At 29.4% G+C, this 8,029-nt stretch carries 7 protein-coding genes; 4 read left to right on the forward strand and 3 right to left on the reverse strand.

The window, feature by feature from the left end; translation table 11 throughout:
• Positions 1 to 13: 13 nt before the first annotated feature.
• Together B4L98_RS02300 and B4L98_RS02305 are read left to right on the forward strand one after the other, a co-directional pair.
• Complete coding sequence (locus B4L98_RS02300; RefSeq protein ID WP_291048646.1) at positions 14 to 2,308, forward strand: choice-of-anchor L domain-containing protein; 2,295 nt, start codon at positions 14 to 16, stop codon at positions 2,306 to 2,308.
• The gene (locus B4L98_RS02305; RefSeq protein WP_125348788.1) at positions 2,308 to 2,628 is read left to right on the forward strand and encodes a hypothetical protein; all 321 of its coding nucleotides are present in this window, start codon (positions 2,308 to 2,310) and stop codon (positions 2,626 to 2,628) included. Before B4L98_RS02300 ends, B4L98_RS02305 begins: the two co-directional genes overlap by 1 nt.
• Positions 2,629 to 2,684: 56 nt before the next feature.
• Here the strand turns inward: B4L98_RS02305 and typA are convergent, their stop codons facing one another.
• The 3 genes from typA to B4L98_RS02320 all read right to left on the reverse strand — a co-directional run bounded on the left by typA (position 2,685) and on the right by B4L98_RS02320 (position 5,963).
• Positions 2,685 to 4,487, reverse strand: a complete 1,803-nt coding sequence (gene typA / locus B4L98_RS02310) for a translational GTPase TypA (RefSeq protein WP_291058951.1) — start codon at positions 4,485 to 4,487, stop codon at positions 2,685 to 2,687.
• A gap of 93 nt (positions 4,488 to 4,580) precedes the next feature.
• Positions 4,581 to 5,552, reverse strand: coding sequence for a DUF6268 family outer membrane beta-barrel protein (locus B4L98_RS02315; RefSeq protein ID WP_115001382.1), 972 nt, complete (start codon positions 5,550 to 5,552; stop codon positions 4,581 to 4,583).
• Between the two features lie 6 nt (positions 5,553 to 5,558).
• Positions 5,559 to 5,963 (reverse strand): hypothetical protein, encoded by a 405-nt coding sequence (locus B4L98_RS02320; RefSeq protein ID WP_115001384.1) that lies wholly within the window; start codon positions 5,961 to 5,963, stop codon positions 5,559 to 5,561.
• 200 nt (positions 5,964 to 6,163) lie between these two features.
• Here B4L98_RS02320 and B4L98_RS02325 point away from each other — a divergent pair, with 200 nt between their 5' ends.
• Positions 6,164 to 7,243 (forward strand): sensor histidine kinase, encoded by a 1,080-nt coding sequence (locus B4L98_RS02325; RefSeq protein ID WP_115001386.1) that lies wholly within the window; start codon positions 6,164 to 6,166, stop codon positions 7,241 to 7,243.
• Complete coding sequence (locus B4L98_RS02330) at positions 7,240 to 7,956, forward strand: LytR/AlgR family response regulator transcription factor (protein WP_115001388.1); 717 nt, start codon at positions 7,240 to 7,242, stop codon at positions 7,954 to 7,956. The genes B4L98_RS02325 and B4L98_RS02330 overlap by 4 nt, the downstream gene beginning before the upstream one ends.
• Positions 7,957 to 8,029 lie beyond the last annotated feature (73 nt).

Consider the following 8,029-nt stretch of genomic DNA (forward strand, 5'->3'; position numbering starts at 1 on the left):
TAAATTATTTTTTATGAAACACTTTTACTCAAAAATAATTCTCCTACTCTTTTTTACTTTTACACTAAATAGTTTTTTATTTGGTCAATATATTCAGGTAGATACATCTTTACCGAAAGAAGAATTAATTGATAAATTTATTGGAACAAACACAGGTTGTATTACTATTTCCAATATTAATATTTCTGGCTACAATAGAGCTTATGATGAAATAAGCTATGGTTATTTTACAAAAGGAACTAGTAGTTTTGATCTTTCTGAAGGAATTATTTTATCTACAGGGAAAGCAAAAGATGCTGAAGGTCCAAATTCATCTTTGCAAGATTTTTGGGGAAGTAATTGGGGAGGAGATCAAGATTTGATTGATATTTTGATAAAATCTAATTTACCTCATGATTATATTTTAAATGCAACTTATCTTGAATTTGATTTTATATCAAATCTAACAACAGATCAGATTAGTTTCGAATATATGTTTCTTTCAGAAGAATATCAATCAAGTAATTGCCAATACTCTGATGCTTTTGCCTTCTTAATCAAAAAAGCAGATAATTCTGAACCTTATCAAAATATTGCATTAGTTCCAAATACAACCATTCCTGTAACTTCATTAACCATAAATGGCGCAAGAGATTGTCCTCGAAACATATCGTATTTTGGAAGTTTTAATTCTGCAAATAATCCAACGAATTTCAATGGACAAACAAAAGTTTTGAAAACAAATGCGCAAATAGAAGCTGGTACAAAATATCATATCAAATTGGTAATTGCTGATCATGGAGATTCAAAAGGTCGTTACGATTCTGCTGTTTTCTTGAAAGCTGGAAGTTTTATAGGTTCAAAAAGTTTAGGTTCTGATGTTGTATTATGTCCTGGAACATCTGAAACAATAGATGCGACAACGACAAATGCTACAACCTATAAATGGTACAAAGATGGTGTGGAAATTAGTGGTGAAACAAATGCAACATTAGTGGTAGATGAAACAGGTTATTACGAAGTAGAAATCACATTGAATACTGGTTGTTCTTTGAAAGGTCACATTAATGTTTCTGTACAAGAAGAACCTCAAATATATCAAGATCGTTTTTCTATTTGTGATGATGATTTAGATGGAAAAACACAAATAAATTTAGACGAATATACTGATCGAATTGTAGAAGATTATTATTCTGCTCATCAAGTGAAATATTTTGAAACGGAACAAGATGCTAAAGATAATATTCCTGCTGAAATAACGAATTTCGAATTAAATGAAATTCAGACATCTAAAGAAGTTTGGATTCGTGTCCAAATCGGAACTTGTAAGCCTGTTATTAAAGAAATTACTTTTACATTAAATCATTTAAGTGTTGCAAACGTAATTCCTCCAATAGAAATTTGTGATGAGAATTTAAGCAATGATGAAGAAATTGTTTTATCCGATTATGTTGATGACTTGGTTACAAATCTTGAAGGCTCACCGACATATTACTTAAATGAAATTGATGCTAAAAATAAAAAAAATAATATCAACACAACACAAATTATAAATTCAGATCAAACATTTTGGGTAAGATTTAAACAAAATGGATTATGCGAAAACGTTGCTCCATTGCATTTTATTTTCAAACAATCTGGAAAATCATCAACCTTAAAAGATCTTACAATTTGCAAAGGAACAACAACGACTTTAGACGCAGGTCCAGGATTTAAAACTTACGAATGGTTACATAATGGCGACAAAAATCAATCAATTACAAATGTTCCTGTTGGAACTTATTATGTGAAATTAGGATTGAATGGTTGTTTTTATACACAAGAAGTAAAAGTTATTGAAGCCGAAGATCCAACTATTCAATCTATCGAAATTCAAGGTTCTACAGTGACCATAAAAGTCACTGGATCTACGCTTCCATATCTGTATTCATTGGATAACGGCACTTTTCAATCTTCCAATATCTTCACAAACGTAACTTTAGGAACTCATACAATTTCTGTGAAATCTGCAGCTAATTGTTCGCCTATTTCGAAAGAATTTTCGCTGATTAAACTAATCAATTTTATTTCTCCAAATGGTGATGGTAAAAATGATGTGTTGGATTATTCGCAATTAAAAAGTAAAATCAATCCGAAATTTATCATTTATAATCGAAAAGGAAAATTATTATTTACTGGTTCGGAAGCAAACAATTATACATGGGATGGAAAACTGAATGGAAAAGCGCTACCTTCCGATAGTTATTGGTATATTATCGAATGGACTGAACCAAATTCAACTCAAACTCAAAAATTTGAAGATTGGATTTTATTAAAAAGTACTTATTAATGAATAATTGGATAAATTTTCCTAAAAAGGATTTGATGCTCGAAATTTATTTTTCTGAACAAAATATGGAGGACAAAACTTTATTATTTTGGAATCAAATTAAAATTTCTCCTGAAATATGGAAATGTGATGATGTTATTGAGGATAATTTTTGGGTAGTTGCTGTATACGAAAATTATTTGATTTGGTACAATGATATTGAAGAAGGTTTTAATGTTTCGAGATTCAAAATTAAAGGTGAAATAGTAGAATATAACGCTTCTAAAGATGAATTAAATTTCGCAATTAAAGCACTTAAAAATAAAATCGAATCTATTTAAAACAAAAAACCAGAAGATTAACTTCTGGTTTTTTTGTGATATATAATTTCAAATGATTAGCTCATTGATTTTTCGAAACGCTTACGATCTACTTCTTTTAAGTGAATTTTACGTAAACGGATGAAATTTGGAGTTACCTCGATACATTCATCAGCTTGGATATATTCCATACATTCTTCCAAAGTCATTTCTGTTTTTGGAGCGATAGAAGATGAATCATCTTTACCAGCTGCACGGATATTGTTCAATTTTTTAGCTTCAACAACATTTACTACTAAATCATTGTTACGAGAATGCTCTCCGATAATCATTCCTTCGTAAACTTCTTCACCTGGCTCGATAAAGAATTTTCCACGATCTTGTAATTTATCAATAGAATAAGGAGTTGATGTACCTTGATCTTTTGAAATAATTACACCTGCAGAACGACCAGCGATTGCTCCTTTGAATGGTTTATATTCTAAGAAAGTGTGTGCCATTACAGCTTCACCAGCAGTAGAAGTTAACATTTGAGAACGTAATCCGATTAATCCACGAGATGGAATTTCGAATTCTAAGTGTTGCATTCCTTCTTTCGCCTCCATAACTAATAAATCACCCTTACGTTGAGTTACTAAGTCGATTGCTTTAGAAGAATAATCATCTGGAACATCAATTACTAATGTTTCATATGGTTCACATTTTACACCATCAATATCTTTTAAGATTACTTGTGGCTGCCCAACTGTTAACTCATAACCTTCGCGACGCATCGTTTCGATTAATACAGATAAGTGCATGATACCACGTCCGTAAACTAATTGTGTATTAGAATCTTCTGTTGGCTCTACACGTAAAGCTAAGTTACGCTCTAACTCATCTTCTAAACGCTCTACTAAGTGACGAGAAGTAACAAATTTACCATCTTTACCAAAGAATGGAGAGTTGTTAATTCCGAAAGACATATTCATTGTAGGCTCGTCGATATGCATAACTGGTAATGCTTCTGGATTTTCTGGATCTGCAATTGTATCTCCAATTTGGAAACCATCGATACCAACAACAGCACAAATATCACCCGCTTTTACCTCAGTAGCTTTTACTTTACCTAAACCAGCAAATGTATATAATTCTTTGATTTTATGTTTTTTGAACGTTCCATCAGGTTTTGTTAAAGCAACCCAATCCCCTTCTTTAATAACACCACGGCTTACTTTACCAACTGCAATACGTCCTAAGAATTTAGAATAATCTAAAGATGTAATTTGCATTTGTAAAGAACCTTCGTAAGCTTCTGGAGCAGGAACATGTTCAAGAATACCATCCATTAATGGAGAAATATCGTCTACACGTACATTTTCTGTATTGAACCATCCTTGTTTAGATGAACCATAGAATGCTGGAAACTCCAATTGCTCTTCTGTTGCATCTAAGTTGAAGAATAATTCGAATACTTTATCGTAAACTTCATCAGGACGACAGTTTTCTTTATCAACTTTGTTAATTACTACTAAAGGTTTTAAACCTAATTCTAATGCTTTTCCTAATACGAAACGAGTTTGAGGCATTGGTCCTTCAAAAGCATCTACTAATAAGATAACACCATCAGCCATTTTCAACACACGCTCAACTTCACCACCAAAATCGGCGTGGCCAGGAGTGTCGATAACATTGATTTTTACACCTTTATACTCTACCGAAGCATTTTTAGAGAAGATCGTAATCCCTCTTTCGCGTTCGATATCATTGTTATCCATGATTAATTCACCTGAATCTTGGTTTTCTCTGAAAACGTTTGTTGAGTGAAGAATTTTATCAACCAAAGTAGTTTTACCGTGGTCAACGTGTGCGATAATCGCAATATTTCTAATGTTTTGCATCCTTGAAATTTATGGGTGCGAATTTACGATAAATTATTTTTAATTACTATAGATTTTATTTAATTTAATGAAATCGCAACAAACGCATGTTATTTATCTTTTTTTATTACCAAAAGGGTTGTATGATATGCCAAAGTTGAAATAGAAAGATGACTTTGGTTTATACTCGTATATATAGTCATTAAATGATTCATTTTTTTCAAATATTCTTCCAGTAGGAATGCTACGTAGCCCTGTTTTTACAGTACCAATAAAATCACCAATTCTATGTTCATACATTACACCACTATTAATTTCTGTTTGTCTAAATTCAAATGTTTTATTCGATTGGTCAAAATAGAATGATGTAACATCCATTTCACTACCAAGAGAAAATCGACCATTATTAAATACATTTTTTTTCATCATTACTCTTTTTGGGAGTATGATATCGGCTATCCAACCATTTTTAAATTTATGCTCATAAGAAATAATTGGAAATGTAGGTACTTGCGAACTTGGGTCTATAATTACAGCTAAACCTAAAAGTAATTTAGTTCTTTCGTTTGCTGTAATCATTATACTACCTGTTAGTAAACCACGGAATCTTTCAAAACTATTTTCGTTTCCATCAACTGATGCAGTAGCAGAATAAATAGCTGTTTTTTTCCATAATTTAGAAATATGACTTGCAGTTACGGCTTCTGAATGATAATGAAAGTTTTGTTTCGTTTCGTTCATAGTAGAACTAAGGTTATCTATATTTGCTGTAGTGTACTTATAATTAAGTGCTGTAGATATTGTCCATTTTTCTTTTTTGAAAAAATACAAATTAGCATTTGCCTTTATTTGTTGAAAGTTTTTCACTTTACTTTCTGGTAAATTAAAGTTGCTATCCTCTAACTTTTGAGAAAATTTATAAGGTGTAAGATTTGTATATTCTACATTAAGTACACGAGTAAAGGGGAATTTATCTGCAACAAAAGCGACAGCTCTTTTTTGAACACTATCCTTTTTTTGAGCGAATGATAAAGTTGAAAGTAAAAGCAATAAACATGTAATTGCTTTTTGTTTTATTGAATACATTAATTTTTATTTGATTTCGTGAATACTCGATTGAAAAAAATTGAAGACAAATACTTTGTCATAAATCTTACTGATATTGTGTTCTTCTATCGTTTTTAAAATTGACTTTAAAGTTGTATCTAACTTGTCATTTACAAGAACAAACCAAGATTCTTTGTTTCTATTTATAGAAATTGTTTCGTTATTTCTAAGATTAGAAATATCCATTAATTTCACTTCTTTAATAATTTCATTTTTTTCAATAATACAAAAATCATGATGTATACAATCTACAATTTCTAATGTCGGATCGTAGCATTGAATAAAACGATTAAGATCTGTTATTTGAATAATTTTATCTTCTTTTTCTGTTGCAGAAAAATCTAGAAGATTTAATTTATTTACCCAATGATTAAAATTTTTCACACTCATACTTATTTATATTTTGTAAAATGAATGGCTAAGAAAAGTATAAAAAAATGGTTTTAATAGTTTTTTATACCAACACTAGATTTTTTTATACCAACCAGAAAAAAAAAGAAGAAGTATAATAAAAACAATGGTTTGTATAAACTTTAATAATGGAATAGATTTATCAATTACCTTTGTTATAGATAAGATTTTTTATAAAAATGAATTCATTGTTACCTCAATCAAAAAATCAAAAAATTATAAATTTTCTAGTAGATAAAAAGTTTAGATTTTCTCGTCATTTGCTTTTTATTGCTGGATTTTTATTAGTGATATACAGTTCTGCATTTGTATCTAATTATTATGGTATCTATAGATATTATGTTATTCTTTTACTGTTTGTCGTATTTGTATTAAAAACATACATCAATATTTATATATTGGTTCCAAAGTTTTTTTTTAAAGGTTACTATATTTTATATCTATTACTATTAACAATTTTAGTTTATGTGGGTATAAATATTATTGGTCAATCATTAGATGTGTTTTTTGGAAAGTATAGAATAGCAAGTCCTAGACAATTTGGTGAAAATATAAGAAGAGGTTATGAAGGGCTTATAGTTGTTGTGCCAATTATTATGATGACTACAACATTAAAGCTTTTTCAGAAATGGATTGAAGATAGTAGGCAAATATCTGAATTAAAAAATTTGACATTTTCAATGGAGATAAATGAATTAAAAAATCAAATCAACCCACATTTTTTATTCAATATGTTGAATAACGTAAAAGCATTAATCAGAAAAGATCCTGAAGTAGCAACAGAAGTTATCATGAAACTTTCAGATTTTTTAAGATACCAACTATATGAGAATAATGAGGAAAAAACACCTGTTTCCTCAGAATTGAAATTTTTAGCTAATTTTTTAGATTTAGAGAAAATTCGTCAAGAAAATTTAAATGTAGTTATAGAGGCTGAAGCGAATAAAAGCGAATTAAACTCGACATATATTCCGCCTAATTTATTTACAACATTTGTAGAAAATGCCATAAAGCATAGTGTAAATTTAAATGATGAGTCAACTTATATAAAAATTGAAATTGCGATAAGTAATGATCAATTACATTTTGTTTGTAAAAATTCAATAGATCCAAATTATATAATTCCAAATAATAAATTTAAAGGCTTAGGACTTCCTAATATCACCAGAAGGTTAGAACTTTTATATGAAAAAACGTATTCTTTAAAAATTAATGCGACAAATGAAGAGTATTGTGTAAACCTAATAATTCCGATATGAATTGTATTATAATTGATGATGAACCTTTGGCAAGAGAAGAAATGGAATTGCTAATTAAAGAAGTTTCCGAATTAGAAATTATTGGAAAATTTTCTAATGCAATGTTAGCATCAAAATTTCTAGAAACAACAGTGCCAGCTATTATCTTTCTTGATATTGAAATGCCTTTTGTAAATGGATTAGAGTTTGCAAAGAGTATCCCTAAAAATAGCCTAATAATTTTTACGACGGCTTATTCTCAGTATGCAATAGATGGTTATGAGTTAGATGCGATAGATTACTTGTTAAAACCAATAGATAAAAACCGTTTAGCGAAGGCTGTGACGAAAGCTGTGTTTTATCATCATCTTCTTTTTAATAAAGTGGAGGAAAATACAATAGAAGAAAATGACGATAATTATTTATTTATAAAAGCAGATCGTAAGCAATATAAAATAAGCTTTGCTGAAATTTTATTTATTGAAGGTTTAAAAGATTATGTTGTACTTCATACTAAAACGAAGAAATTAATAACAGCAATGAATTTAAAAACAATTCATCAAAAAATAAATGCAGATCATTTTATACGTGTTAGTAAATCGTATATCGTAAATACACAACATATTAATTCTTTTGATAATCATACAATTTATATTAAAGAATTTGAAATACCAATGGGGGAGACGTATCGTTCAGATTTTATGCTAAAATATTCGATAGGAATATTAGATTAAAGTTTCTAAAAAAGAATAAAATAAAAAAGCCAAACATTGCTGTTTGGCTTCTTGTGACCTGGCTGGGGCTCGA

This window comes from Empedobacter sp. UBA5528, from assembly GCF_002426075.1.
GTDB lineage: Bacteria > Bacteroidota > Bacteroidia > Flavobacteriales > Weeksellaceae > Empedobacter > Empedobacter falsenii_B.